The organism is Marinifilum sp. JC120, assembly GCA_004923195.1.
Lineage (GTDB): Bacteria > Desulfobacterota > Desulfovibrionia > Desulfovibrionales > Desulfovibrionaceae > Maridesulfovibrio.
Genome location: RDSB01000139.1, coordinates 1 through 591 on the forward strand (window position 1 = coordinate 1; position 591 = coordinate 591).

The 591-nt window shown below is 34.0% G+C and carries 1 protein-coding gene; it reads right to left on the reverse strand.

Features of this window, described 5'->3' with window-relative positions; genetic code table 11:
- Nucleotides 1-591: DUF825 domain-containing protein (locus D0S45_20735; protein ID TIH06414.1), on the reverse strand; the 591-nt coding region annotated here is incomplete at both ends.

The following is a 591-nucleotide window of genomic DNA, read 5'->3' on the forward strand; positions in this document are numbered from 1 at the left end:
ATGAATCATTTCTTCGGACAGAAGAAGATTATGTAAAGACTTTCTCGAAATATCACTTATCAGATTCCKTTGTGGAAGACACAATTTTTTCTGARGAAYTSSCCATGATATATCTRATCCATRCATAATATCATGAAAAATGGATACAAATTTTTGACTGCTACTTAGTATCSGCAATARGTCTGAAAAAGTATCTAAAARTRWYAAATTTAGRTATYTGYACCCTGTCGAAGTAARGAACCATGGCATATATGTTTGGAAYAGATTCCATTTTGAGAGAKTTGAAWAAGCACTATCTCGTTGAAARGTTCTATMCATCTGCCSTTTSTCAACGCATTTYTTTAGRCAAAGACTCCGTTTTTTCCTCTGTAAATATTTCTCAGAACATGGAGTGTGAATCAAACCCATGTTTGAATTGAAATTGAGATACTGATGCAAGCTCTTCTCTTCTGAATCGGATAGATTCATATCTGAAAGAGTTTGACAATACGTTCTTTCAAAATTGACTCTTTGTCCCTCTATTAGAGGTGTTCCAGAAATGTCTGCAATCGAGTAAATAGCTCTACGAACTAATGGATCGGATCGAATTGG